Source organism: Streptomyces sp. NPDC085460 (assembly GCF_044541975.1).
Lineage (GTDB): Bacteria > Actinomycetota > Actinomycetes > Streptomycetales > Streptomycetaceae > Streptomyces.
In genome coordinates this window covers 280064-305477 of record NZ_JBITTO010000004.1, presented here as the reverse complement: position 1 = coordinate 305477, position 25414 = coordinate 280064, and the positions used below count along the sequence as shown (strand labels likewise).

Genomic DNA, 25414 nt, shown 5'->3' with positions numbered 1-25414 from the left:
TCGGCGACACCCTCCCCGCCACGGTCACCGCCGCCGCGGCCCGCGCGACGGACGCCCACGCCCGCGACCGCCTCCATGCCGCGCTCGCCGCGCTCGCCCCACCCGAACCCGACCAGGACCAGACCGACCTCGACCACCTCGCGGACCACGGCTGGGACCCGGAGGCCGCCCTGCGCCTGGCCGAACGGCACGCGCCCGGCGGGCCTGCCGCGCCCAGGGCCGCGCGGCTCGGTGCGACGCGCCCGTACCTCGCCGACTGGCTGGCGCTCGCCGCCGGCCCGGCGCGCCGTCCTGGGCCTGCTGCCGGTCCACCTCTGCCCCGGCCCCCGCCCGGCCCACGAACGCGACGCGCTCGCCCGGCACGCCACGGTCCTCCTCGACGGCCTCGCGGAAGCGGAGGGAGAGGCCCGGGACGGGCTGATCGGGCTCCTGGAGACCGTCGCGGACCGCCCGGCCGTCGGCGAGCGGGTCGTCAGGGCCGTACGGGCGCTGCCCGCCCGCCGCCCCGGCCGCCGCTCGGTGCTGCCGCTGCTCCGGGCCGCCGGCGCGGTCCTCGTCCGCGCCGACCTCGACCGCGCTCTCACCGCCACGGCGCTGGACCCCGACCCGAAGCGGGCGGGGACCGCGCTGCTGCGGGAGACCTTCGGGGTCGCCGGTCCGGCCGTCCCGTCGGAGTGGCGACGCGAACTCGCCGCCGCCACCGGGGACGTGCGGGCCCTGGCCGCCCACCGTTCCCGTGGCACCACCCCCGGGTCGCGGGAGCTGCTCGCCGCCCTCGCCGACGTCCACGCGGACGCCCCGCCGGACGTACGGGCGGCGCTGGTCGACTGGATGACGGACCTTCAGCCGCTGGGCGCCCCGCCCTGGACCCTCGCCGAGGACGCCCGCGCCGGGGCCGCCGCGCCGCGCGCGGTCCATCCGGCGGACCTGGACCAGCCCCGCTCCGCCGCGCAGCGGGAACGACTGCTCGCCCTGCTCGCCTCCGGCACCCCCCGGCAGCGGAACACGGCCGCGCACGCCCTCCTCTCGTGGCCGGAACCGGAGGCCCGCGCCGCCGCCCTCGACGCGTACCTGCGCGGCCGGACCGACGCACCCGCCGACCGCGCGCGCCTGACCGCGCTCGGCCGCGCGCTGACGGAGGCCGATCCGGTACGCCTCCTCGACGAGGCGGGAGGCGTACGGCCCGACCGGGTGGCGCGGATCGCCGCCACGAGCCTCGACGCCCGACAGCTCCAGGCGCTGCTGCCCGTCCTCCTCCGCCTGTGGCTCCACGGACCGGAGAGCGCGCGGGCCGACGCGTGCGGCGCGCTGCGCCAGGCGCCGGCCGACGCCCTGGCCGGGCACCTCGAACACCGTCTCGCCGCCGGGGAGTCGGGCCTCCTCGAGCTGGTCGCGGGCCGCGCCCTCCAGCGCACCCCGCTCCTCGACCGGCTGGCCGAGCGGCACCCCGGGGCGCGGCTCGTCCTCGTCGACGGCCCGCTGCCCGGTCCGGACGCCGCCGAACGCCGTACGGCCGCGCTCCGCGCCCTGCGCGAGCGCGCGCCCGTGCCCGTACCCGCGGGGTCCTCCGCCTCCTCGGACGAGGAGCCGGCCGCGCTCCTGCGGTCGCCCGAGCCCGCGCGGATCCGGCGCGCCCTGGCCCGGCTCACGGAGGGCTCCTTGGTGCTCGATCCGGCGCGTCTGGAGGAGCTGGTACGGGAGTTGCTGACGCACCCCGAGACCGGCGTACGGCTGCACGCGCACCGGACCTCGCGGGTCCTGCTCGACCGGGAGACGCATCTGCGGCTGACCGAGCGGCTGCTCGGCGACGCGCGGCCGGACGTGGTGCGCACCGCGATCCGGGTGCTGTCGCAGGCGCGGTGGACGCCGGCGCTCCCGGCGTTCGTCGCGCTCCTCGGCCACGGGCGGGCCACCGTGCGGCGAGCCGCGGAGGAGGCCGTCCTGCGCGCGGGACCGGACGCCGTCCCCCTGCTGCGCCGGGCCGTCTCCCGCGCCCGCCCCGACCGCCGGGCCGGTTACGAGCGCCTGCTGGAGCGGATCCGGGAGGCGGAGTCCCGGTAGGTGGGGCGGGCGGGGGAACGCGGCGGGGGCGGCGTACGCCGACGGGGGTCGGGTACGCCGCCCTGGCGGCCGGGGAGCGGGGAGTCAGCGGGGGTCGCGGCCGAAGACCGACTTCGACCAGAGGTAGCCGAGGATCGTGAGGGCGGCGCACCAGCCGAGGGCGAGCCAGCCGTTGTGGCCGATCTCGGTGCCGAGGAGGAGGCCGCGGAGGGTCTCGATGGCGGGGGTGAAGGGCTGGTACTCGGCGATGGGCTGGAACCAGCCGGGCATGGAGTCGATCGGGACGAACGCGCTGGAGATCAGGGGGAGCACGACGAGGGGGAGGGCGTTGTTGGAGGCGGCCTCGGCGTTGGGCGAGACCAGGCCCATGCCGACGGCGATCCAGGTGAGGGCGAAGGCGATCAGGGCGGTGAGGCCGAAGGCGGCGAGCCATTCGAGGGCGGTGGCGTCGGTGGAGCGGAAGCCGACGGCGACGGCGACCGCGCCGACGAGGACCACGCTCATGAGGCACTGGAGGACGCTGCCGACGACGTGCCCGATGAGGATCGAGGGCCGGTGGATCGCCATGGTGCGGAAGCGGGCGACGATGCCCTCGGTCATGTCGTTGGAGACGGAGACCGCGGTGCCGACCACCGTGCCGCCGACGGTCATCATCAGGATGCCGGGCACCACGTAGGCGACGTACGCGGCGCGGTCGGCGACCGCGCCCATGCCGGCGCTCATCACGTCACCGAAGACGTAGACGAAGAGCAGCAGCATCATCACCGGGGTGAGCAGCAGGTTCAGGGTCAGGGACGGGTAGCGGCGGGCGTGCAGGAGGTTGCGCCGCAGCATCGTGGACGAGTCGCGGAAGGCGAGGGTGAGGGCACTCATCGGACTGCGTCCTTCGGCTGGGTGGAGACGGCGGCGGTTTCGGGGGTGGTGGCGGTGAGGGCGAAGAAGACGTCGTCGAGGTCGGGGGTGTGGACGGTGAGTTCGTCGGCCTCGACGCCGGCGGAGTCCAGCCAGTCGAGGATGGCCCGCAGCTCGCGCTGGCCGGAGCCGCTGGCGATCTGGAGCGCCAGGGACTCGTCGTCGCGGGTGACCTCGCGGAGGGCCGTGGCAGCGGCCAGGTAGGTGTCGGGGTCGGTGAAGCGGAGGCGGACGTGGCCGCCGGGGATCTGGCGCTTGAGCTGGTCGGCGGTGCCTTCGGCGACGATGCGGCCGCCGTTGAGGACGGCGATGCGGTCGGCGAGTTCGTCGGCCTCTTCGAGGTACTGGGTGGTGAGGAAGACGGTGACGCCGTCGGCGACGAGTGCGCGGATGATCTGCCACATGTTGTGGCGGGAGCGCGGGTCGAGGCCGGTGGTGGGTTCGTCGAGGAAGATGATCCTGGGGTTCCCGACGAGGGTCATGGCGATGTCGAGGCGTCGCTTCATGCCGCCGGAGTAGGTGGAGGCGGGCTTCTTCGCCGCGTCGACGAGGTCGAAGCGGGCGAGGAGGTCGGCGGCGACCCGGCGGCCCTCGGCCTTGGGCAGGTGGTGGAGGTCGGCCATCAGGAGCATGTTCTCCTCGCCGGTGATCAGGCCGTCCACGGCGGAGAACTGTCCGGTGACGCCGATCGCGGCGCGGACCTTCTGCGGTGCGCGGCGGAGGTCGTGTCCGGCGACCGTGACCTGGCCGGCGTCGGCGGTGACGAGGGTGGAGAGGATCTTGACGGCGGTGGTCTTGCCCGCGCCGTTCGGGCCGAGCAGGGCGAAGACCGTGCCGGCCGGGATGTGGAGGTCGACTCCGTCGAGGACGGACTTGTCGCCGTACGCCTTGCGGAGGCCGGTGGCGGTGATGGCGGCCGGCGCGGCGCGACCGCCCGACCCGTCGGGCGCGGGAGTGGGCATGGGCATGACAGAAGAAGGCATGAGGCCCTCCGATCGAAGGGTGGTGAGGTGAAGGGGAGGCGAAGGTGGTGTCGCCTTGACGGAGAGGGGGTGTGGCAGGGGGAGGTTCAGGCGCGGGCGCGGCGGATGTCGATGTTGCCCCAGTTGGTGCGCGCCCGGATCGTGACGGTGTCCTCGGTCTCCGTCGGGGCGTCGGAGGCGGCGAGAGCGTTGCGCACCTGTCCGCGGTGGGAGCTGACGTCGAGCCAGGCGGCGGTGCCCTCGCGGACGCCGACCTCGATGGAGCCGTTGGACGTCTCCAGGCGGACCTCGCCGCGAGAGACCTCGGAGACGCGGAGATTGCCGTGGGTCGTGGTGCCGGTGACGTTCGCGTCGGCGCGGACGATCTCTACGGCGCCGTGGGCGCCGTTCACCCGGAGCTCGCCGGTGACGCGGTCGACGATCGTGCTGCCGTGGGAGTTCTTCAGGACGGCGGGGCCGGTGATCGTGCCGACGCGCAGGCTGCCGGTGTTGCTGGTGATCTCGGCCGCGCCCTCGACCCGGTCGACGGTGGACGCGCCGTGGGCCGCGTCCAGCTTCAGGGGGCCGGTGGTGTCGAGGCGGACCTCGCCGGCCGAGACCTTGACGCTGGTCTCGCCGAGCCGTCCCTCGCCGAGCACGGAGGCGCCGGTGCCGGTCACGTCGACGCGGGAGTCGGTGGGCAGGTCGACCGTCACGTCGACGATCCCGCCGCGTCCGAGCAGGTTGGCCTTGGGCGTCCTGATGGTCAGGACACCGCTCGCGAAGCCGACCTCGGTCTGCTCGGCCGCCCGGACGTCCAGGTCCTTCTTCGCGTTGCGCGGCCTGACCTCGACGACGGTGTCGGGGCGGTCGCCCGCGGTGAACTGGAGCGAGCCGGCGTACACGAAAGCGGTGACGGAGATCGGTGCGGGAGTGTCGAAAGAAGGCATGGCTGTCCCGTCCTCTTGGGTCGTCGGGTCGTCCCCGCGGGTGGGGGCCGTGAGCAGGAAGGAAGTGGTGGGTGCGGGCGGGGTGCGCCGGCTAGCGGACCCAGCCCGTGACGCTCTGTCCGATGGTCCGGGTCTTCTCGGGCGGGCGGGGGGCGGTGCCGCCGCCGACCGCCGCCGAGACGGCCCGTACCAGCCAGGCGTTGACCGACAGGCCCTCGCGGGCGGCGGCCTCCTCGGCGCGGGCCTTGAGGTGGGCCGGCAGGCGCAGGTTGACGCGGGCGGTGCCGCCCTCGTCGCCCTCGGCGACCGCCGGGGCCGGGAACGGTTCGGCGGGCGGAGCCGGCTCCGCGGGGGCGCCGGAGTCGGTCGGCGGCAGCGTCACCACGAAGTCGGGGTCCAGCCCGCGCAGCCGTACGTCGACCGAGCCGGGGGCGAGCTCACGGGTGATCTCGTCCATGGCGGCGGAGAGCACGTTGAGCATGGTCAGACGGGTCGCCGACTCCAGAGGGGCGGTGAGCCGCTCGGCCAGTTCGCGCGCTTCGTCGCCACCGGCCTCGGCGGCCACCGCGAGCTCTCGGCGGAGGCTGTCGACGTACGGGTTGAGGTCCATGACGTCATCATGGCATCACCGTGGCGCCATGTGCAACCCCTTGTGGTGTCACGTGGCGCCGAATGGCGTCAGATGGCGCCATCGGGGGTGCCGGGTGGCACCGTAGGGCGCCGGATGGCGCCACCAGGTGTCGGTGTGGCGCCAGGCTGCATCGGTGTGGCGCCGGGCTGCATCGGCATGGCGCCGGGCGGTGTCGGCGCGGCGTCGGGGCGATGTCGATGCGAGGTCGCTCAGGGGCGCGAAGTCGCCCCCGTCCGCCGCGTGACGACCCGAGGGTGTCGGGAGTGACCTCGCCACCCTCCCGCCCCCGGCTCAACTCGCTTCCGTGTCGGGGTGGTTGACGGTAGGTCTGGACCAATCTACGGTCGGCGGAAGCGCGCGCCATGCCCCGGACCTCCCCCCCCCCACGTCCCAAGGAGCACGCATGCCAGGCTCACGGATCGCCCGCGCCCTCGGAGCGGGCCTGGGCGCCCTCGCCGCCCTGCTCGCCACCGTCACTGCCGCCCCCGCCCAGGCCGACTCCGGCCGGAGCGCCGCCACCGCCGCCGACACCTGCGCCCTCAAGCCGCGCCCCGCGGGCAAGGTGCTCCAGGGGTACTGGGAGAACTGGGACGGCGCCGCCAACGGCGTCCACCCGCCCTTCGGGTGGGTGCCCATCGACGACCCCCGGCTCGCCGCCCACGGGTACAACGTCATCAACGCCGCCTTCCCCGTGATCCGGTCGGACGGCACGGTGCTGTGGGAGGACGGCATGGACAACACCGTCCGCGTCTCCACCCCGGCCGAGATGTGCCGCGCCAAGGCGGCCGGAGCCACCCTCCTCATGTCCATCGGCGGGGCCGCCGCCGGGATCGACCTCAGCTCCCAGGCCGTCGCCGACCGCTTCGTCGCGACGATCGTGCCGATCCTCCAGAAGTACAACTTCGACGGCATCGACATCGACATCGAGACCGGGCTCGTCGGCAGCGGCAGCATCACCACCCTCTCCGCCTCCCAGGCCAACCTGATCCGCATCATCGACGGCGTCCTCGCCCGCATGCCCGCCGGCTTCGGCCTCACCATGGCGCCCGAGACCGCCTACGTCACCGGCGGCAGCGTCGCGTACGGCTCGATCTGGGGCGCGTACCTCCCCATCGTCAAGAAGTACGCGGACAACGGGCGCCTGTGGTGGCTCAACATGCAGTACTACAACGGCAGCATGTACGGCTGCTCCGGCGACTCCTACTCCGCCGGCACCGTCGCGGGCTTCACCGCGCAGACCGACTGCCTCGACCGCGGTCTCGTCATCCAGGGCACCACCATCCGCGTTCCGTACGACAAGCAGGTCCCCGGCCTGCCCGCCCAGCCCGGCGCGGGCGGCGGCCACATGGCGCCCTCCCTCGTCGCCCAGGCGTGGAACCACTACGGCGGCAGGCTCAAGGGCCTGATGACCTGGTCGGCGAACTGGGACGGATCGAGGAACTGGACCTTCGGGGACAACGTCAAGAGGCTCCAGGGGCGTTAGTACTCCGGACGGTCGCCCGGCCCTCGCGTGTTACCCGCGGGTACGCCATGATGGCGTCGACGGCGGTATCCATCCACGACTCCGGGGGCTGAGGCAGCGGTGACTTTCGAGAAGCGGACGAGGGTGCACGCCTTCCGGGACGACTCCCTCGGGGAGCACGACGCCGTCGGCCTGGCCGCGGCGATCCGGCGCGGCGAGGTGAGCGCCGCCGAGGCGGCCCGGGACGCGGCGGCCCGGCTGCGGGCGGTCGCGGGACTGAACGCCGTGCAGGTCCCGCTGGACCCGCCGGAGCTCCGCGGCGGCACCGACGGCGCCTTCACCGGCGTCCCGACCCTCGTCAAGGACAACACCGACTACGCGGGCCTGCCCACCGGCCACGGCAGCGCCGCCTTCACCCCCCGGCCGGCCCGCCGGCACGCGCCCTTCGTCCGGCAGCTGCTCAGCACCGGTGTCACCGTCGTCGGCAAGACCCGGCTGCCCGAGTTCGGCTTCAGCCCGACCACGGAGTACGAGTCCGAGGAGCCGGTCCGCAACCCGTGGCACACCGGCCACTCCGCGGGCGGCTCCTCCGGCGGTGCCGCCGCGCTCGTCGCCGCCGGCGCCGTGCCCCTCGCCCACGCCAACGACGGCGGGGGCTCCATCCGGATCCCCGCCGCCTGCTGCGGTCTCGTCGGCCTCAAGCCCACCCGGGGCCGGGTCGTCGCCAACGACCAGAGCCGGCACCTGCCGGTGGACCTCGTCGTCGACGGCGTCGTCACCCGCACCGTCCGCGACTCGGCGGCCTTCCTCGCCGCCGCCGAACGCCACCACCGCCACCCCAAGCTGCCGCCGGTCGGCCTCGTCGAGGGCCCCTCGGACCGCAGGCTCCGCATCGGCTACCTGCTCGACTCGCCCAACGGGGTCCGCTGCGACGACGACACCCGCGCCGCCGTCACCGACACCGTCGCCACCCTCCGGGGCCTCGGCCACACCGTCGAGCCCGTCACCATGGAGATCGACCCCCGCTTCACCGAGGACTTCCTCACGTACTGGGGCATGCTCTCCTTCCTCCTCGGCGCCACCGGCCGCACCTTCGGCACCGACTTCGACCGGCGCCGCATGGACGGGCTCAGCCGCGGACTGCGCGAGGAGTACGTGAGGCGCTGGCGCGGCACCCCGGGCGTGGTCCGCCGGCTGCGGAGCACCAAGCAGGCGTACGCGGCGGCCCTGCGCGGCCACGACCTCGTCCTCACGCCGGTCCTCGCCCGCACGACACCGCCCATCGGGCACCTCGCGCCCAGCGTCCCGTACCCCGTCCTCGTCGAGCGGATCCTGGAGTACGTGGCCTACACGCCGGTCGACAACGTGGTGGGCACCCCGTCGCTGTCGCTGCCCAGCGCCCGGACCACGGCCGACGGGCTGCCGGTCGGCGTCCTCCTCTCCGGCCGCCCGGGCAGCGAACGCACCCTGCTGGAGGCCGCGTTCGCGCTGGAGGCCGAGCGGCCCTTCCGGCGCGTACAGGACGCCTGACCCATCTGACACGCGGATAGGGCTGACACGCCGTCCGACGCGCCGAGCGGGTGACGGGGGGACGACCCCCGGAGGTTCACCGCGGCCCGCCGGGGCGTGCGCCGCAGAGTGGCCGCATGAATGTCGAGCGGGTCATCGACGAGCTGTACGGGCTGCGGCCGTCCGAGTTCACGGCGGCCCGGGACGCGTACGCCGCCGAGGCGCGGCGGGCCAAGGACACGCGGGCCGCGAAGACGATCGCCGCGCTGCGCCGGCCGCCGCTCGCCGTCTGGGCGGCGAACCTGCTGGCCCGCGAACGGCCCGAGGAGGCGGAGCGCTTCCTCGGGCTCGGCGAGGCGCTGCGCGAGGCCCACCGGACCCTCGACGGCGAGGCCCTGCGGGAGGCGAGCCGGCAGCGGAACCGGCTGGTCGCCGCGCTCGTCAGGACCACCGCCGGGCTCGCCGAGGAGGCGGGGCAGCACCCGAGCGACGCCGTGCTGGGCGACGTCGAGACGATCCTCCACGCCGTCCTCGCCCTTCCGGACGTGGCGGGACCGTGGGCGAAGGGCCGCCTCACCGCGATGCCGGCGTCGGCCGTCGGCTTCCCCGCCGCCCCGGAGGGAACCCCGCCCGCGCGACCGCCGGCCGCCGCCCGAGCCCGGAAGACACCCGAGGAGCCGGCCCCTGCCCGAGCCCGGAAAACCCCCGAAGCACCGGCCGCCGCGCGGGCCGAGAAGGCCCGGAAGGCGGCGGCGGAGGCCGAGGCCACCCTCGTCCGCCGCGAACGGGAACGCGACACGGCCCGCGAGGCCGAAGCGGCCGCGACGGAGGCGGCCCGGAAGGCCGCCGACCGGCTGCGCCGCGCCGAGCGGGAGCGGGCGGAGGCCGAGGAGGCCGCCGCCGAGGCCGACCGGGCGGCGGCGGAGGCGGGCACCGCCCTCCGGACCGCCGACCACGCGCTCGACGAGGCACGGGCGGCGTCCGAGCGCGCCGAGGAGAAGGCCCGGCGCACTGAAGGGTGAGCCGGACCGCCTGTCGAGGAGAAGGCCCGGCGCGCCGAAGAGTGAGCCGGTCCGCCCGTCGAGGAGAAGGCCCGGCGCGCCGAGGGTGCGTAGGGCCGCACCTGAGTACGGACGACCCGCCGCTCTGAGTACGTCCCCGGATCCGCCACCCCGCCCGCCCGTGATCAGCTGAGGCTATGACGACGCCCGCCCCCGCCCTCACCCCCACCCGCACCGACCCGCACTGGTGGAAGGTGCCGCTGGGCGTGACACTGCCCGGACTGCCGCTCCTGGTCGGGGAGTTCGCGTTCTTCGGTGCCGACGGGTACACCAGCGGCATCGAGGTGATCATGACCCTCGCCGCCGCGCTCCTCGCGCTCTCCTGGCTGCCGCCGTACCGCCGCTCCTTCCGGGTCCCGCGGATCGTCACCGCCTCGGCCGCGCTGCTCCTGATCGCCGCGCCCTTCGCGCTGGCCGTGCTGATGGGCCTGGCGATGGCCTCCGGCTGAGCCGGTCCGAGGACTCAGCCCTGCTCCGGGAAGTGGCAGGCCACCTCCCGGGGTTCGCCCGCCGCGAGCGACCGCAGGGGCGGCGCCTCGGCCCGGCAGACCGGCTGGGCCTTCGGGCAGCGCGGGTGGAAGGTGCAGCCCGGCGGGGGCGCGGCGGGGCTCGGCGGGTCGCCGAGCAGGGTGATGCGCTCCCTGGCCCGCTCCGCGGCCGGGTCCGGCAGCGGCACGGCGGAGAGCAGCGCCCTCGTGTAGGGGTGCGCGGGGGCTCCGTACACCCGCTCCTTCGCGCCGATCTCGACGATCCGGCCCAGGTACATGACGGCGACCCGGTCGCAGACCCGCTTGACCACCGACAGGTCGTGGGCGATGAACAGGTAGGCGAGGCCGAGTTCGTCCTGGAGCCGCTCCATCAGGTTGACGATCTGCGCCTGGACGGAGACGTCGAGCGCCGAGACCGGTTCGTCCGCGACGACGAGCCGGGGGCCGGTGGCGAGCGCGCGGGCGATGCCGACGCGCTGCGCCTGGCCGCCGGAGAACTCGTGCGGGAAGCGGTCGGCGTGTTCCGGGATGAGGCCGACCAGTTCCATCAGCTCCAGGGCCCGCTCGCGCGCCTCCGCCGGCGGGGTGCCCTGGACCAGCAGCGGGTCGGCGATGATCCGGGCCACCGGGCGGCGGGGGTTGAGGGAGGAGTGCGGATCCTGGAAGACCATCTGGATCTCGCGGCGGAGCGGTTTCAGAGCCCGCTGCGGGAGGTGGGCGATGGGCCGGCCGGCGTACTCGACGGAGCCCGCGGTCGGTTCCAGGAGCCGGACGATCATCCGGCCGGTGGTCGACTTGCCGCAGCCGGACTCGCCGACCAGACCGAGGGTCTCGCCCGCCGCCAGGTCGAAGCCGACGCCGTCGACGGCCCGGACGGGCGCCGAGCGGCGGCGGCCGGGGAAGGTCATGGCGAGGTCGCGGACCCGCAGCAGCGGCGGCGCGTTCTCGGCGGCGGGGGGTTTCGTGGTGGTCACGGGGCGGTCCCTTCGTACGCGGGCACGGCCGGGAGGGCGGCGAAGTGGCAGGCGGCGGTGTGGCCTTCGGGCCCGCCGAGCACGGGCCGCTCGGTCGCGCACCGGTCCCGTTCCCCGGCGGTGCCGGCCGCCGCGCGGGCGCAGCGGGGTGCGAAGGCGCAGCCGGGGGCGGGGTCGAGGAGGGACGGCGGGCTGCCGGGGATGGCCCGCAGGGGTACGTCGTCCGGGTCGTCGAGACGGGGCAGGGAGTCGAGCAGCCCGCGGGTGTACGGGTGTGCGGGGGCGGCGAACAGGGCGTCCACCGGGGCCTGTTCGGCGGCCCGTCCGCCGTACATGACGAGCACCTCGTGGGCGACCCGGGCGACCACGCCGAGGTCGTGGGTGATCATCACGATGGAGAGCCTGCGCTCCCGCTGGATGCGGGCGAGCAGGTCGAGGATCTGGGCCTGCACGGTGACGTCGAGCGCGGTGGTGGGTTCGTCGGCGATGAGCAGGTCGGGCTCGCAGACCAGCGCCATGGCGATCATCACCCGCTGGCGCATGCCGCCGGAGAACTGGTGGGGGTACTCGCCGGCCCGGCGTTTCGGCTCGGGGATGCCGACCTCGGCGAGGGCCTCGACCGCGCGGGCGCGGGCGGCGGCCCGCCGGGTGCCGAAGTGGACCCGGTGGTGCTCGGCGATCTGCTCGCCGACCGTGTAGTACGGGTGGAGGCTGGACAGCGGGTCCTGGAAGATCATCGCCATGCGCCGGCCGCGCAGCCGGCCGAGCTCCCGGTCGGGCAGGCCGACGAGTTCGCGCCCGTCGAGCGTGACGGAGCCGGTGATCTGGGCGCTCGTGTGCAGGCCCAGGACGGCGAGCGAGGTCACGGACTTGCCGGAGCCGGACTCGCCGACGATGCCGAGGGTGCGGCCGTGCGGCACGTCGAAGGAGAGGGAGTCCACGGCGCGGACGGGGCCGCGCGGGGTGGGGAAGGTGACGGTGAGGTCCCGTACGGACAGCAGGGCGGTCATCAGTACCTCACTCGCGGGTCGACGACGGCGTACAGCAGGTCCACGACCAGGTTGGCGACGACGATGAAGGTGGCGGCGAGGAGGGTCACCCCGAGGATGACGGGCTGGTCGCCGCTGGTGAGGGCGCCGTAGAAGAGGCGTCCGACGCCGGGGAGTCCGAAGAGGGACTCGGTGATGACGGCGCCGGCGAGGAGCCCGCCGAGGTCCATGCCGAAGATGGTGAGGACCGGGGTCAGGCCGGCCCGCAGGCCGTGCTTGACGACGACCGTGCGGCGCGGCAGGCCCTTGGCGCGGGCGGTGCGGATGTACGGCTCCGCCATGGACTCGATCATCGCGCCGCGGCTCTGCCGGGCGTACATGGCGGCGTACAGGACCGCGAGCGCCAGCCACGGCAGCAGCAGGTTCGATGCCCAGGAGAGCGGGTCGGAGGTGAGGGGGACGTACTGCGGGTAGGGGAGCAGTCCGGTGAGCCGGATCAGTCCGTAGATGAGGAGGACCGAGGTGAAGTAGACGGGCAGGGAGGCGGCGGCGACGGCGCCGACCATCAGGGCCCGGTCGGTGAGGGTGTCCTTGCGGAGGGCCGCGGTGATGCCCGCCGACAGGCCGAGGGCGAGCCAGAGGACGGCGGCGCCGGCGGCGAGCGAGGCGGAGACCGGGAGGCGGTCGACGAGCAGGTCCCAGACGTTCTCGCTGTTCTCGTAGGAGTAGCCGAGGCAGGGGAAGTCGCAGTGCAGGGCGTACTGCCCGGTGCCCATGGTGCGGCCGGTGAAGACGCCGGTGACGAAGTCGGCGAACTGGCTCCAGACCGGCTGGTCCAGGCCCATGTTCGCGCGGATGGCGGCCAGTCGTTCGTCGCTGCACGCCTTGCCGCAGGCGGCGGCGGCCGGGTCGGAGGGCAGGACGTAGAAGATGGTGAAGGTGACGGCGGCGATGGCGAGGAGGACGCCGAGCACCCCGAGGAGCCGGCGGCCGAGGTAGAGGATCACGTACGGCTCCCCCGGGGGTCGAGGACGTCGCGCAGCGCGTCGCCGAGGAGGGTGAAGGCGAGGACGGTGAGGAAGAGGCAGAAGCTGGGGACGAGGAAGTACATGGGGTCCGTGTCGTAGTACGCGACGCTCTCGGCGATCATCTGGCCCCAGGACGGGGTGGGCGGGCGGACTCCGACGCCGAGGTAGCTGAGCGCGGCCTCGGTGGCGATCATGCCGGGGACCATCAGGGTGGTGTAGGCGATGACCGGCCCGGAGACGCCGGGGAGGATGTCGCGGGCGAGGATCCGCCAGGGTCCCGCGCCGCCGACGCGGGCCGCGTCGACGTACTCGCGGTGTTTGAGGGAGAGGGTCTGGCCGCGGACGACACGGGCGACGCCGGGCCAGCCGAAGAGGCCGATGACGAGGGTCATGAGGAGGATCCGGTCGACGTCCCTGGCCACCGACATCATCGCGATCATGAAGATGAGGGAGGGGAAGGACATCGTGAGGTCCATCAGCCGGGAGAGCACGGTGTCGATGCGCCCGCCGAAGTAGCCGGCGGCGACGCCGGCCGCGGTGCCGGCGACGACGACGATCGCGGTGGCGGCGAAGGCGATGAGCAGCGAGACCTGGGCGCCGTGGACGACCCGGGCGAACAGGTCGCGGCCGGTGACGGGTTCGACGCCGAGCCAGTGCTCGGCGGAGACGCCGCCGAGCGGCCCGATCGGCAGTCCGCCGAGGTACGGGTCGACGGCCGTTTTGTCGAACTCCTCCGGGCCCCAGCCGCCCAGCGCGCTGATCAGCGGGGCGGCGACGGTCATCAGCGCGAAGAGGGCGACGACGGCGAGGGAGACCTTCAGGGAGGCCCGGCGGCGGAGTTCGGCGCGGACGAGTGCCCAGGCCCCGCCGCCCCCGTGCGGCGCGGGGGCGGTGGTCCCGGTCGTGGCGGTGGTGGTGGTCATGGAAGGGGGTGTCATCGGTCCGTGCTCTTGGACGGGTCCTTGAGGCCGATCGTGGCGTAGTCGATCTGGCCGCCCCACGAGGTGTGGCCGAAGGCGCCGGCGATGTTGGTGCCGAGGACGAGGGGGCGGCGCTTCACGGCGGCGGGGGCGACGGGGGCCTGGGCGAGGATCCTTCCGTCGAGTTCCTGCCACGCCTTGTTGGCGGCGGCGCCGTCGGACATGGCGTTGATCTCGTCGATCCGCCGCTGGGTGGCGTCGTCGCGGAAGAGGGAGTGGTTGCCGGTGTTGCCCTTCTCCTTGATGCCGCGGCCGTCGAAGACGAAGGGGAGGAAGGTGGAGCCGGACGGGTAGTCGGGGCACCAGCCGGTGTAGACGAGGTCGGTGCGGTTCTTGGTGTCGCCGATGGTGTCGTAGAAGGCGGACGGGTCGACGGTCTCGATGGTGACCTCGATGCCGGCCCGGCCCAGGGCCTGCTGGACGGCCTCGCCGATGGCCTTGTCGCCGCTGGAGACGGTGATGCTGGTGGAGAACCCGTCGGCCTTCCCGGCCTCCTTGAGGAGCTGCTTCGCCTTCTCGGGGTCGCCGGCGAGCGGGATCTGCAGGGTGTCGGGCTGCTTGCCGCCGGTGAAGAGCGCGCCCGGCATGGCGGCCGTGGACGCCTCGGTGAGGGCGGGGCCGCCGGCGGCGGTGACGATGGCCTCGCGGTCGAGCGCGTACTGCACGGCCTGACGGACCTTCACGTCGGTGAAGGGGGCGCGGCCGGTGTGCATCTGGAGCATCTCGTTGCAGGTGCTGGACTCGGCGAGGAGCCGGGACTTGACCTCCGGCTTCGTCAGCACCTTGGAGGTGGACTCGGGGCGGAGGGCGGCCCACGGGACGGCGGAGGCGTCGGCGCCGGCGGAGGCGATGAGCCGGTCGTCGACCTGGTTGCCCTTGAGGCCCATGGTGACGACGATCCGGTCCGGGTACGCCTTGCGGACGGTGTCGCTCGCCGGGTCCCAGTGGGTGTTGCGGACCAGGACGAGCTGCTTGTCGCGGGCGTAGGACTCGATCTTGTACGGCCCCGAGGAGAACGGGCGGTTGTCGTACTGGGGGCCCTTGTCCCGTGCCTTCGGCACCGGGGAGAAGGTCGGCAGGGTGGCGGCGAAGGGGAACTCGGCGAAGGAGGTGTGGAACTCGAAGACGATCGTGCGCGCGTCGGGCGTCTTCACCGAGTCGAGGTGCTTCCCCTGGGCCGGGCCCTGGTAGCCCTTGGCGCCCGCCAGGTAGCGGGCCGCGTAGTCGGGGCCGCCGGGCAGGTCGGGGGAGAAGGACCGTTCGACGTTGTGCTTGATGTCCTGGGCGGTGACGGGGGTGCCGTCCTCGTACTTCAGGCCGGGCTTCAGGCGGAAGGTCCAGGTCTTCGCCCCGTTGGAGGGGGTGCCGAGGTCCTCGGCGAGGTCGGGGACGAGTTCGCTGCCCTTGGCGCCGGGCTCCGCCTTGTACGTGACGAGGGTGCGGTAGAGCAGCCGGGTGCCGAAGTCCATGTCGGGCATGACCCAGTTGCGGGCCGGGTCGAGGTGGGAGAAGTCCTGGTTGGACAGGACGTTGAGGGTGCCGCCCTTCTGCGGGGTGCCGCCGAGGACCGCGCCGGCGTTGGCCGCGGCGGGGTTCTTCCGTTCGCCGCCGCCGGTCTGGCCGCCTGACGCGCCGCCGGAGCAGGCCGCGAGGGCGAGAGTCAGGGTCGACACCAGGGCGGTGGCCAGGGTGCGGGTGCGCTTGTTCATGGGTCACTCCGAGAGAGCGGGAGAGCGGTGGGACAGCCAGAGCGGCCGGAATGTGACCCGTAACATAGTAATGTGAAATTGCACTGACAAGGTGTGAGCGGAGGTCGGGCTGGTCCGTTACTCATCCGTGTCCCGGAGGGGGCGACTCCGGTCAGGCGCCGACCCTGCTCTTTGCGCGGGATCTGCAAAGGGCTGTCATTCTCTTGCGGTGCTTGCGCTAGCCTTGCGCGCATGACGCGACGACTTGCTCAGGTGGCGAAGAAGGTGGGGGTCAGCGAGGCGACGGTCAGCCGGGTCCTCAACGGCAAGCCCGGGGTGTCCGAGGCGACCCGGCAGTCCGTCCTCACCGCCCTGGACGTGCTCGGCTACGAGCGGCCCACCCAGCTCAGGGGCGAGCGCGCCCGGCTCGTCGGACTCGTCCTCCCCGAGCTCCAGAACCCGATCTTCCCCGCCTTCGCGGAGGTGATCGGCGGAGCGCTCGCCCAGCAGGGGCTCACCCCGGTGCTCTGCACCCAGACCAAGGGCGGCGTCTCCGAGGCCGACTACGTGGACCTGCTGCTCCAGCAGCAGGTGTCCGGCGTGGTCTTCGCCGGCGGGCTCTTCGCGCAGGCCGACGCCCCGCACGACCACTACCACCAGCTCCACGAGCGGAACATCCCGGTCGTCCTCGTCAACGCCTCCATCGAGGGCCTCGACTTCCCGTGCGTCGCCTGCGACGACGCCGTCGCCGTCGAACAGGCGTGGCGCCACCTCGCCTCCCTCGGCCACGAGAGGATCGGGATGCTCCTCGGCCCCGCCGACCACGTGCCCTCCCGCCGCAAGCTCCAGGCGGCGCGGGCCGTCGCCGAGGCCGCCGGCACCCCGCTCCCCGACGCGCACGTCGTCCGCTCGACCTTCTCCCTCCAAGGCGGCCAGGCCGCCGCCAACCGCCTCCTCGAAGCAGGCGTCACCGGCATCGTCTCCGCGAGCGACCCGCTCGCCCTCGGCGCCATCCGGGCCGCCCGCCGGCGCGGACTAGCCGTCCCCGACGACGTCTCGGTGGTCGGCTTCGACGACTCGGCCTTCATGACCTGCACCGAACCGCCGCTCTCCACGGTCCGTCAGCCCATCGAGGCCATGGGCCGGGCCGCCGTCGAGCTGCTCTGCGCCCAGATCCAGGGCGTCCACTCGCAGCCGGGCGAGCTGCTCTTCGAGCCCGAACTCGTCGTCCGCGGCTCCACGGCCCCGCCCCGGCGCACGCCGTCCCCTGCGGCGGCCTCCGCCGTCGCGCCGGGCGCCCCCGCTGCCCGGACCTGACCCCGGGGCGCGGGGGTCACCACGGGGTCACCAGCCGAAGCGGCGGTCGACCACGGCGGCGAACTCCTCGAAGCTCAGGACGCGGTCGCCGTTCTGGTCGGCCGCGTCGAAGAGCGCGGCGGAGTCGTCGACGTCCCCCACGCCCCAGAGCGGTATGACCCCCCGCGCCGCCAGCGTGGGCCCCTTCTCCCGCAGGGCCCGGATCACCTCGGTACGGGTCAGCGTGCCGTCCTGGTCGAGGTCGAGCGCGTCGAAGAGGACGCGGGCCTTGTCGCTCATGGCAAGTCCTAGGGTCGGTCGTGACGGCCTTCGTGTGGGGGAGGACGCGCGTTCCGCCGTACGGGTTGCCTAGGCTCTGCCCATGGCGAACCCTTCCCCGACCGAGCTGCTCGTCCTGCACGCCGTACGGCTGCGGGGCATGACCACCGAGACCGAGGCCGCGGCGCGCTTCGGGCTCGATCCGGAGGCCGTCGGCGAGCTGCTGCTCGACCTCCAGGCGTACGGGCGGGTCACCCGCTCCTCCTTCGCCGGCACCTCCGGCTGGAGCCTCACCGACCGGGGACGGGCGGAGGGGGAACGGCTGCTCGCGGAGGAGCTGGCGCGGACGGGGCTCGCGCCCTTCGTACGGGAGCGGTACGAGACCTTCCTGGCGTACAACGCCCGCTGCCTCACCGCCTGCACCGACTGGCAGCTGCGGCCCGACGGTGCCGGGCGGCTCGCCGTCAACACGCACGGGGACGCGGACTGGGACCGGCGCGTCCTCGACGAGCTCACCGTCCTCGGCGGGGTGATCGACACCCTCTCGGCCGAACTGGGCGCGCCGCTGCCCCGCTTCGGCGGCTACGGCGGGCGCTTCACCGGCGCGCTCGCCCGGGTGCGGCGCGGTGAGCTGTCCTGGGTGGACCGCCCGCGCGCCGACTCCTGCCACACGGTGTGGATGGAGCTTCACGAGGACCTGCTCGCGACCCTCGGCATCCGCCGGGGCGAGGAGCCCGTTCCGTAGGCCAGGACGAAGGTGACGGTGATCAGCAGCGCCCAGGCGCCGAACTTGGCGACGGAGACGGGCTGCCAGCCGTCGAGCTGGTCGGGGTAGGACCAGGCGCCGACGTAGGTGGCCGCGTTCTCGGCGATCCACAGGAAGAAGCCGATGAGGACGAAGGAGAGCGCGAGCGGCATCCGGTGGTCCGCGTCGCCGACGCGGAAGCGGACCCAGGTGCCGGCGGTGGCGAGCAGCAGCAGGCCGGCGAGGACCCAGCGGGCGTCGGGCAGCCAGTGGTGGCTGAAGAAGTTGAGGTAGACCGCCCCGGCGAGGACCGCCATGATCCGGGGCCGGTAGCCGGTCAGACGCAGGTCGAACAGGCGCCAGGCCCGGCAGACGTAGCTGCCGACGGCCGCGTAGAGGAAGCCGCCGTAGAGGGGGACGCCGCCGAACTTGGTGACCGCGTCCTCCGGGTAGCTCCAGGAGCCCATGCGGACCTTGACCAGCTCGAAGAGCAGGCCGATGAGGTGGCAGACGGCGATGACGGCGATGTCGCGCCCGCTGTCCCAGCCGAGCCGCCAGGCCACCGCGGTGAGCACGATGCCGTAGCCGAGGAGCAGGTCGTAGCGCGCCACCGGCAGCTCGGGCAGGAGCGCCGACACCGCGATGCCGCCGATGAGCGCGACGGCGAAGGCGCAGCAGCGGGCCTCCAGGAGCCCGAAGCGCAGGAGCTGGCGGAAGCCGTGGGTGATCCGGTCCATGCGGGAGGGGACGCGCTCGCCCGCGTGTGCGGTTTCCGGCCCGCGCGGCGGGTGTCGGCGGGTGTCAGCGTTGGCCAGTGGTGGTCAGTGGTGGTCAGTGCCGGTCGGGGTGATGCGCGCAGTGCGGGGCGGTGAGGAGGCGGCGGACCATGTCGCCGGCCGCGGCGGCGTCCCGGGCCTCGGCGGGGAAGAGGAGGCGCAGGTCGCAGTGGCCCTCGCCGTACTCGCAGCGGAGGGAGACGGCGTGCCGGTCCATGGCGAGCGGGAGGGCGCGGACGACGCCGTAGGGGAGGCGGGAGCCGGCGAGGACGACCAGGTCGGAGACGAGGTCGGGGTGGGCGTCGGCGAGGTGGGTGAGGAGCGCGGCCTCTTCGAGGGCGAGCGGGTCCGGGGCGGCGAGGGCGTACGCGGTGGGGGTGACCTCCTCGGTCCCGGTGCCGGTGCCGAGGGTGATCCGGGAGAGGTCCAGGCGGAGCGCGCCGAGGTCGCCGGGGGCCGCGGGGGTGAGCCGGCCGGTGAGGGTGACCCGGGCGCGGACCCGGTCGCGCAGCGCGGTCGGGGCGATGTCGGTGAGGTCGACGCGGGCGTCGAGGATGCCGAGCGGGGCGCGGTCGAGGTGGTCGGTGAGCGGGGTGTCGGCCGGCGGGTGGAGGGTGATCCGGCCGCGGGCGCCGACCGTGTGGGCGCCGAGGAGGTCGTAACTCTGTCCTTCGAGGGTGAGCGAGAGGGAGAGGGCGCGGGCGAGGACGGAGCGGACCTGTTCCGCGGCGGTCTGCTGGGGCAGGGCGGGGGAGGGGGCGACGCTCACGATGACTCTCCTCAGTCAGGTTTAGGTAAGGCTTACCTAACCATCCCTGGGTCGCCGGTGTCCAGGACGCCGCGACGGCCGGTCGGGGGCCGGGGTCTGTCGGTCCGTCACGCACACCCCGCTCGTGAGGGGCCTGTTGGTCCGTCACGCGCGCCCCCGCTCGTGATACTGCATGACTGGGACATATCGCGTTTGTCCCGATTGATGGGGAAAGGGGTCGCGGATGGCGCGGGACGGACAGGATCCGGAGGACCGGCGGGACGGTGCCGGACCGGGCGGCAAGGACGGGAGCGGGCGGGGCGCGCTTCCGGTGACGGCGGACCTTCCCGATCCCGCCGGCCGCCACCCCGCCCGCACCGACGTGGTCGTCTTTGGTATCACCGCCGTCCTCACGCTCGCCTTCGTCGTCTGGGGCGCGACGGCGACCGACAGCCTGGAGTCGGTCTCCAGCCGCCTCCTCGACGGTCTGATCCGGGACGGCGGCTGGGCGTTCATGCTGGCCGCGTCCGGCTTCGTCGTCTTCGCGCTGTGGCTGGCGATCAGCCGGTACGGACGGATCACCCTCGGCCAGGAGGGCGAGGGCCCGGAGTTCCGCACGGTCTCGTGGATCGCCATGATGTTCAGCGCCGGCATGGGCATCGGCCTGATGTTCTACGGCGTGAGCGAGCCGCTCGCCCACTACGGCACGCCGCCGCCCGGCACCTCCCCGGCCGACTCGGCCGAGCGGATGGAGACGGCCATGGCCACCACGCTCTTCCACTGGACGCTCCACCCGTGGGCGATCTACGCCGTCGTCGGCCTCGCCATCGCGTACTCGACCTTCCGGCGCCGCCGCCGGCAGACCATCAGCGCCGTCTTCGTCCCGCTGATGGGCGAGCGCAGGGCGTTCGGCGGACCGGGCCGGTTCATCGACATCCTCGCCATCTTCGCCACGCTGTTCGGCTCCGCGGCCTCGCTGGGCCTCGGCGCGCTCCAGATCGGCAGCGGCGTGGAGGAGCTGGGCTGGCTGGAGAAGACCGGCACCGGCCTGCTCGTCGGCATCATCGCCGTGCTCACCGTGGCCTTCGTGCTGTCCGCCGTCTCCGGCGTGGAGAAGGGCATCCAGTGGCTCTCCAACATCAACATGGTGCTGGCGCTGCTCCTGGCCGTCTTCGTCTTCGTCGCCGGCCCCACCATCATCGTCCTCGACCTGCTGCCGACCTCCATCGCCGCCTACATCGGCGACCTGCCCCAGCTGGCCGGCCGCACCGAGGCCACCAGCGGCGAGAACATCCACGACTGGCTCGGCAGCTGGACCGTCTTCTACTGGGCGTGGTGGATCTCCTGGACGCCCTTCGTCGGCATGTTCATCGCCCGGATCAGCCGCGGCCGGACGATCCGCCAGTTCATCGGCGGCGTCATCCTGGTGCCGAGCGCGGTCAGCCTGGTGTGGTTCGCGATCTTCGGCGGCACCGCGATGCGGCTGAGCGAGGAGGGCAGGCTGAGCGACGAGACCACCCCGGAGGGCCAGCTCTTCGGGCTGCTCCAGGAGTTCCCGCTGACGGGCGTGATGAGCCTGCTGGTGATGATCCTCGTCGGGATCTTCTTCGTCTCCGGCGCGGACGCCGCCTCCATCGTCATGGGCACCCTCTCGCAGCGCGGGGCGATGGAACCGACCCGCCCCGTGGTGATCTTCTGGGGCGTGGTCACCGGCGCCGTCGCCGCGATCATGCTGCTGATCGGCGACGGCCAGGGCGACGCCCTGGCGGGCCTGCAGAACCTGACGATCCTGGTCGCCGCCCCGTTTGTCCTGGTGATGATCGGCATGTGCGTGGCGCTCATGCGGGACCTGCGCGAGGATCCGCTGATTGTGCGCGGCCAGGTCGGCGAGGAGGTCGTCGGCGTCGCGGTGATCGCCGGGCACGAGAAGTACGACGGCGACTTCGAGCTCCGCATCGGCCCGGGCACCGCCGACGGCACGACCGACGGCACCCCCGGCAAGGCTCCGGGCGGCCCGCCGGTCAAGGGCTGACGGAGCGCCAGATCCGGTCGGGGAGGACGCGGGCGCCCTCTTCGAGGTCCACGTCCCCGAGGGTGAGCCAGCGGCGGGCGAAGCCGATCACCGGGCCCAGGACGAGGGTCTCGATGACGGGACTGGGCAGGTCGACGAGTTCGCCGGCCTTGCGGTGGCCGTCGAGCCACTGCTCGATCGGGGTGAGCCGCGCCTCCTGGTTGTCGCGGATCTCCCCGGCGCGGGCCGACCCCTCCTGGTCCGCGAAGGGGGAGTGGAGCAGGCGGGCGGCGGCCGGCTGGGTCCGCACGAAGCCGAGGTAGGCGCGCACCACCGCCTCGATGCCGGACCGGGCGTCCTGATGCGTGGTCAGGGCGGTCGCCAGCTCGCCGATGAGACGGCCGAGCCAGCGCAGCGCGAGGGCGCTGACCACCCCGTGCAGATTGCCGAAGTGATGGTAGATGCTGCCGGTGCTGACCCCGCTGACCCGGGTCAGGGCGGAGACGGTGAGCCCCGCCTCACCCTCGCGCGCGTAGAGGTCGAGCGCGGCGTCGAGGACGCGCTCGACGGTGACTTCTCCGCGCTGCTGCTTCCGGCTCATCGAGCGGGGTGCCCCTTCGTCCGCGGGCCATCCCTGGCCAGGCTTTTCCGTACCTGGCCAGCATAGGAGGCGCGGACGCCGCCGGACCCCGCAGCGCGTACCCGCCGGACCCCGCAGCGCGTACCCGCCGGACCCCGCAGCGCGTACCCGCCGGACCCCGCAGCGCGTACCCGCCGGCCGCCGCCGTCCCCAGCACCGCCCAGGTGACGGGGTGCGTCCAGACCGCCGGGTCGAGCTGCCGGGCGAGGACGAGGACGCCCATGACGACGACGAACCAGCCGAAGGCCGTACGGAGGGCGTCCCGCGGCACGCGGCCGGACAGCCGCGCCCCGGCCAGGCTCCCGGCGACGGCGGCTCCGGTGACCGTGAGCGCGAGACCCCGGTCGACGGCGGTGCCGGAGAGGTGACCGGCGAGCCCGGCGAAGGAGTTCATGGCGAGCACGAGCAGCGAGGTGGCGACGGCGCCGCTCATCGGGAGCCCGCCGAGGAGGGCCAGGGCGGGGACGACGAGGAAGCCGCCGCCGGCACCCACCAGACCGGTCACCGCGCCCACCGCGAGACCCTGGGCGGCGACCCGCCGCAGCGGCGCGCCGCCGGGCCGCGGTCGCGGCGTACGCCCCCGCCGGGGCCGGCGCAGCATCGCGACGGCGGTGGCCGGCATCATCACGGCGAAGGCGACGAGGAGCGCGGTGCCGGGCACGTACGCGGCGGCCCGGCCGCCCGCGTACGCCCCCGCCATGCTGAACGCGCCGAAGAGGAGCCCGGTCCGCCACCGGACGCGGCCCGCCCGCGCGTGCGGTACCAGCGCCGCGAGGCTGGTGACGCCGACGACGAACAGGGAGGTGGCGATGGCCTCCTTCGGGTCCTGCCCGGCGAGGTGGACCAGGACCGGGACGGTGAGGATCGACCCGCCGCCGCCGAGGACGCCGAGGCTGACCCCGGCGAGCAGCGACGCCGCCACGATCAGAGCGGTCACCGGCTGCTCCGCAGCTCCGCGATCACGGTACGGACGTCGGTGCGGGGGCCCCGGTTGTAGGGGAGCCTGGAGAGCAGGACGCCCAGGGCGCAGGAGTTGCGGAGCGCCGCGAAGGTCAGTCCGGCGCCGATCGCCGTGCCGATCAGGTGCGCGCCCGGCACGACGATCCCGGCCACACCGGTGACCAGGACGACCGAACCGGCGATGAGCCGGACCTGGCGCTCCATGTCCCACCGCTCCGGGCCGCGCTCGACCGGCGCGCCGGCCGTCTCCCAGGCGGCGATCCCGCCGTCCAGGACGCGGAGCTCCGGCAGGCCCGCCTCGGCGAGCGCCCGCTCGGCCTCCTTCGCCCGCTGCCCCGACCGGCACACGAGGACGGCCTCCGCGTCGAGGTGGCCGACGAGTTCGGCTCGGTGCGCGCGCAGGGTGTGCAGCGGCACGTTGGACGAGCCGGGGATGTGCGCCGCGCGGAACTCGCCGGGCGTGCGGACGTCGAGGAGGCGCGGGGCGCGGCCTTCCCTGACGAGGCGGTGCAGGGCGGTGGGGGAGAGGGTGGCGGGCGTGCTCATGGGAGGCTCCGTTCGCTGGTGACGGGTGGTGGGGGAGGGGGACGGGGGGAGGCGGCGCTCGGTCAGGTGGCGGGGGTCGCCGTCAGGGCCCAGGCGGTGTAGCCGCCGAGCAGGTCGGAGACGTCCTCGAAGCCGCGCCGGCGCAGCAGGCCGGCGGCGGCGGACGAGCGGTGGCCGCCGGCGCAGTGCAGGACGAGCGGCCGGCCGGCGGGGAGTTCGCCGGCGCGGCGGGGGAGTTCGTTGAGCGGGATGTGGACGGCCGCGTCGATGACGCCGTTCGCCTCGCGCTCGTCCCCGGTGCGCAGGTCCACGACGAGCGGCGGCCGCGCGCCGGTGAGGGCCTCCCGCGGCCGGGCGGCGGTGATCCGGCTCGCCGGGGAGACCTCGGCGGCGAGCGCCTCCAGGGCCGCCTCCGGGTCCGGGAGGCAGCCCTCGGCGCGGTCGAGGCCGACGCGGGCGAGCCGGGTGAGCACTTCCTCCGCGCGCCGCTCCGGGGCGATGACGACGAGCCGGTCGCCGGGGTCGAGGACGGTCCCGGCCAGCTCGGCGAAGCGGCCGTCGGCCGGCACGTTGACCGCGCCGCGCAGATGGCCGGCGGCGAACTCCCGCGGGTCGCGCGCGTCGACCACGACCGCCCCGGCCTCCCGCAGCGCGGTGAACTCGGCGAGGGACAGCGGCCGGGCGGCGGTGGCGGAGTCGTACCGCCGGCGGTCCTTGCGGTTGAGCGCGGCGTCGTGGGCGAAGTAGCCGGGCGGGGCGGACTGGCCGGCCGTGACGAGCGCGACGAACCTTTCCCGGCTCATCGGCGCGCAGGCGTAGTTGGCCGCCCGCTGCTCCCCGATCGTGGAGGACGTCTCGGCGGAGAGGTGTTTGCCGCAGGCCGAGCCGGCGCCGTGGGCGGGGAAGACGCGGACCTCGTCGGGCAGGCCCATGAGTTTGCGCTGGACGCTGTCGTGGAGCATCCCGCCCAGCTCCTCGGAGGTGAAGCCGGCCGAGGCGAGGAGGTCCGGCCTGCCGACGTCCCCGACGAACAGGGCGTCGCCGGTCAGGACCCCGTACGGCACCTTGTCGCCGGCGTGCTCGTACACCAGGACGCTGATCGACTCGGGGGTGTGGCCCGGGGTCTCCATGACCTCCAGGACGACGTCGCCGAGGGGGATCCGCTCGCCCTCGGCGAGCGGGCGGATCGGGTACTCGGTCTCCGCGCGCCGGCCGTAGCCGATCCAGGCCCCGGTGCTGTCGGCCAGCTCCAGGTGGCCGGCGACGAAGTCGGCGTGGAAGTGGGTGTTGACGACGCCGACGACGGTGAGGCCGTGCGCGGCGGCGTCCGCGAGGTACTCGGACACGTCCCGGCGCGGGTCCACGACCACGGCCCGCCCCGTCCCCTCGTCGCCGATCAGGTACGAGGCGTGGGAGAGACAGTCGAGGTAGTACTGGGCGAAGAACACGGCGGAGCCTCCCGCTGGCGTCTGGATACCCCCCTGGGTATGAACGCCTCGACCGTAGAGGGTCCCGTCGCGTCCGGTCAAATACCCGGGGGGGTATTGGGGGTCTCCAGGGTCGCGCCATGCGAGATATACGGGAGGGGGTATCCTGACCTGCGCCGGGAAGCGAGAAGGGGCGCGCCCGGCGGCCCGCGCAGGCCCGCTGGCATGCCCCCCCCCCGCGCGGCACCCCCCGCCGGCCGCCCGGGGGGCCCCCCCGCCCCCCCCGGAAGG

At 74.2% G+C, this 25414-nt stretch carries 24 protein-coding genes; 8 read left to right on the top strand and 16 right to left on the bottom strand.

What is annotated here, in order from left to right; all coding sequences use genetic code 11:
- The first annotated feature begins 231 nt into the window (after positions 1-231).
- Positions 232-2061 (top strand): hypothetical protein, encoded by a 1830-nt coding sequence (locus ACIGHB_RS12450; protein ID WP_399912199.1) that lies wholly within the window; start codon positions 232-234, stop codon positions 2059-2061.
- Between the two features lie 84 nt (positions 2062-2145).
- On the opposite strand, the gene ACIGHB_RS12445 is transcribed toward ACIGHB_RS12450, so the two are convergent.
- The 4 genes from ACIGHB_RS12445 to ACIGHB_RS12430 all read right to left on the bottom strand — a co-directional run bounded on the left by ACIGHB_RS12445 (position 2146) and on the right by ACIGHB_RS12430 (position 5495).
- Positions 2146-2934 carry an ABC transporter permease gene (locus ACIGHB_RS12445; RefSeq protein WP_399912196.1) on the bottom strand — a complete coding sequence of 263 codons (789 nt, stop codon included), beginning with the start codon at positions 2932-2934 and terminating at the stop codon, positions 2146-2148.
- Complete coding sequence (locus ACIGHB_RS12440) at positions 2931-3956, bottom strand: ATP-binding cassette domain-containing protein (RefSeq protein ID WP_399912193.1); 1026 nt, start codon at positions 3954-3956, stop codon at positions 2931-2933. The genes ACIGHB_RS12445 and ACIGHB_RS12440 overlap by 4 nt, the downstream gene beginning before the upstream one ends.
- An 86-nt stretch (positions 3957-4042) precedes the next feature.
- Positions 4043-4885, bottom strand: coding sequence for a DUF4097 family beta strand repeat-containing protein (locus tag ACIGHB_RS12435; protein ID WP_399912190.1), 843 nt, complete (start codon positions 4883-4885; stop codon positions 4043-4045).
- A 91-nt stretch (positions 4886-4976) separates the two neighbouring features.
- The gene (locus ACIGHB_RS12430; protein ID WP_399912187.1) at positions 4977-5495 is read right to left on the bottom strand and encodes a toxin-antitoxin system HicB family antitoxin; all 519 of its coding nucleotides are present in this window, start codon (positions 5493-5495) and stop codon (positions 4977-4979) included.
- Positions 5496-5919: 424 nt separating this feature from the next.
- On the opposite strand from ACIGHB_RS12430, the gene ACIGHB_RS12425 reads away from it, so the two are divergent.
- From ACIGHB_RS12425 to ACIGHB_RS12410, 4 genes are all read left to right on the top strand, one after another.
- Positions 5920-6999 carry a chitinase gene (locus ACIGHB_RS12425; protein ID WP_399912184.1) on the top strand — a complete coding sequence of 360 codons (1080 nt, stop codon included), beginning with the start codon at positions 5920-5922 and terminating at the stop codon, positions 6997-6999.
- Positions 7000-7098: 99 nt separating this feature from the next.
- Entirely contained in the window at positions 7099-8508 is a 1410-nt protein-coding gene (locus ACIGHB_RS12420) for an amidase (RefSeq protein ID WP_399912181.1), read from the top strand.
- Between the two features lie 116 nt (positions 8509-8624).
- Positions 8625-9509 (top strand): hypothetical protein, encoded by an 885-nt coding sequence (locus ACIGHB_RS12415; RefSeq protein WP_399912178.1) that lies wholly within the window; start codon positions 8625-8627, stop codon positions 9507-9509.
- A gap of 176 nt (positions 9510-9685) precedes the next feature.
- Positions 9686-9997 carry a hypothetical protein gene (locus tag ACIGHB_RS12410; protein WP_399912175.1) on the top strand — a complete coding sequence of 104 codons (312 nt, stop codon included), beginning with the start codon at positions 9686-9688 and terminating at the stop codon, positions 9995-9997.
- 14 nt (positions 9998-10011) lie between these two features.
- On the opposite strand, the gene ACIGHB_RS12405 is transcribed toward ACIGHB_RS12410, so the two are convergent.
- From ACIGHB_RS12405 to ACIGHB_RS12385, 5 genes are all read right to left on the bottom strand, one after another.
- Entirely contained in the window at positions 10012-10944 is a 933-nt protein-coding gene (locus tag ACIGHB_RS12405) for an oligopeptide/dipeptide ABC transporter ATP-binding protein (protein WP_360320012.1), read from the bottom strand.
- A gap of 62 nt (positions 10945-11006) precedes the next feature.
- Positions 11007-12020 (bottom strand): ABC transporter ATP-binding protein, encoded by a 1014-nt coding sequence (locus ACIGHB_RS12400; protein WP_360319970.1) that lies wholly within the window; start codon positions 12018-12020, stop codon positions 11007-11009.
- Positions 12020-13006, bottom strand: a complete 987-nt coding sequence (locus ACIGHB_RS12395) for an ABC transporter permease (protein WP_399912171.1) — start codon at positions 13004-13006, stop codon at positions 12020-12022. The genes ACIGHB_RS12400 and ACIGHB_RS12395 overlap by 1 nt, the downstream gene beginning before the upstream one ends.
- Complete coding sequence (locus ACIGHB_RS12390) at positions 13003-13950, bottom strand: ABC transporter permease (RefSeq protein ID WP_399912168.1); 948 nt, start codon at positions 13948-13950, stop codon at positions 13003-13005. Before ACIGHB_RS12390 ends, ACIGHB_RS12395 begins: the two co-directional genes overlap by 4 nt.
- Before the next feature lie 11 nt (positions 13951-13961).
- Positions 13962-15716: an ABC transporter substrate-binding protein gene (locus tag ACIGHB_RS12385; protein WP_399912166.1), complete on the bottom strand. Its 1755-nt coding sequence runs from the start codon at positions 15714-15716 to the stop codon at positions 13962-13964.
- 231 nt (positions 15717-15947) lie between these two features.
- On the opposite strand from ACIGHB_RS12385, the gene ACIGHB_RS12380 reads away from it, so the two are divergent.
- Positions 15948-17012 (top strand): LacI family DNA-binding transcriptional regulator, encoded by a 1065-nt coding sequence (locus ACIGHB_RS12380; RefSeq protein ID WP_360319982.1) that lies wholly within the window; start codon positions 15948-15950, stop codon positions 17010-17012.
- Between the two features lie 27 nt (positions 17013-17039).
- Here the strand turns inward: ACIGHB_RS12380 and ACIGHB_RS12375 are convergent, their stop codons facing one another.
- Complete coding sequence (locus ACIGHB_RS12375; RefSeq protein ID WP_360319985.1) at positions 17040-17291, bottom strand: EF-hand domain-containing protein; 252 nt, start codon at positions 17289-17291, stop codon at positions 17040-17042.
- 82 nt (positions 17292-17373) lie between these two features.
- Here ACIGHB_RS12375 and ACIGHB_RS12370 point away from each other — a divergent pair, with 82 nt between their 5' ends.
- Positions 17374-18015: a transcriptional regulator gene (locus tag ACIGHB_RS12370; RefSeq protein WP_360319988.1), complete on the top strand. Its 642-nt coding sequence runs from the start codon at positions 17374-17376 to the stop codon at positions 18013-18015.
- Here the strand turns inward: ACIGHB_RS12370 and ACIGHB_RS12365 are convergent.
- The gene (locus tag ACIGHB_RS12365; protein WP_360319991.1) at positions 17958-18752 is read right to left on the bottom strand and encodes a DUF817 domain-containing protein; all 795 of its coding nucleotides are present in this window, start codon (positions 18750-18752) and stop codon (positions 17958-17960) included. The two genes, ACIGHB_RS12370 and ACIGHB_RS12365, sit on opposite strands and share 58 nt — an antisense overlap.
- Before the next feature lie 94 nt (positions 18753-18846).
- Positions 18847-19560, bottom strand: a complete 714-nt coding sequence (locus tag ACIGHB_RS12360) for a DUF2470 domain-containing protein (protein WP_399912163.1) — start codon at positions 19558-19560, stop codon at positions 18847-18849.
- A gap of 223 nt (positions 19561-19783) precedes the next feature.
- Between ACIGHB_RS12360 and ACIGHB_RS12355 the strand changes: the two genes are divergently transcribed.
- Positions 19784-21571: a BCCT family transporter gene (locus ACIGHB_RS12355; RefSeq protein WP_399912160.1), complete on the top strand. Its 1788-nt coding sequence runs from the start codon at positions 19784-19786 to the stop codon at positions 21569-21571.
- Here ACIGHB_RS12355 and ACIGHB_RS12350 read toward each other — a convergent pair.
- The 4 genes from ACIGHB_RS12350 to ACIGHB_RS12335 form a co-directional block, all read right to left on the bottom strand.
- Positions 21561-22151, bottom strand: a complete 591-nt coding sequence (locus ACIGHB_RS12350) for a TetR/AcrR family transcriptional regulator (protein ID WP_360320000.1) — start codon at positions 22149-22151, stop codon at positions 21561-21563. The two genes, ACIGHB_RS12355 and ACIGHB_RS12350, sit on opposite strands and share 11 nt — an antisense overlap.
- Positions 22069-23127: a sulfite exporter TauE/SafE family protein gene (locus ACIGHB_RS12345; protein WP_399912156.1), complete on the bottom strand. Its 1059-nt coding sequence runs from the start codon at positions 23125-23127 to the stop codon at positions 22069-22071. The genes ACIGHB_RS12350 and ACIGHB_RS12345 overlap by 83 nt, the downstream gene beginning before the upstream one ends.
- On the bottom strand, positions 23124-23696 hold the full coding sequence (locus ACIGHB_RS12340; protein WP_399912153.1) for a rhodanese-like domain-containing protein: 573 nt from the start codon (positions 23694-23696) through the stop codon (positions 23124-23126). The genes ACIGHB_RS12345 and ACIGHB_RS12340 overlap by 4 nt, the downstream gene beginning before the upstream one ends.
- A 62-nt stretch (positions 23697-23758) precedes the next feature.
- Positions 23759-25144, bottom strand: a complete 1386-nt coding sequence (locus ACIGHB_RS12335; protein ID WP_399912150.1) for a rhodanese-like domain-containing protein — start codon at positions 25142-25144, stop codon at positions 23759-23761.
- Positions 25145-25414 lie beyond the last annotated feature (270 nt).